The organism is Mesorhizobium sp. M8A.F.Ca.ET.161.01.1.1, assembly GCF_004792105.1.
GTDB lineage: Bacteria > Pseudomonadota > Alphaproteobacteria > Rhizobiales > Rhizobiaceae > Mesorhizobium.
Window position 1 is genome coordinate 1 of the sequence record NZ_SRTD01000399.1, and the last position, 300, is coordinate 300.

The 300-nt window shown below is 56.7% G+C and carries 1 pseudogene; it reads right to left on the reverse strand.

The features are described 5' to 3' along the window. Positions 1 to 300 (reverse strand): annotated as a pseudogene (locus tag EN804_RS36265) (hypothetical protein); the annotation flags it as partial.

Genomic DNA, 300 nt, shown 5'->3' on the forward strand with positions numbered 1-300 from the left:
GTCGGCAATGGCGAGTTCGAGCTTCGTACCCTTGGGCATATCTATCCCGCCCAGACGCGCGGGTTCCAGAAGTTCCGGCTGATAACGTATTGCTCTCTCCCTGTCGTAAGCGCCCATCTCCAGATAAAATTCAACGAACCGAAAAAGCGTGAAAAGCGCAACCGCGGTCACCAGCCCGTAAGGCAGGATCATCGGGCGCTTCCAGCGCCCGCCCATGTATCGAACCAACAGCCATAGTGACCAGACGCCCCACACAAGGGTCGTGATGAGAAAGAAGGCAAGGAGAAGCAACGCTTCGAC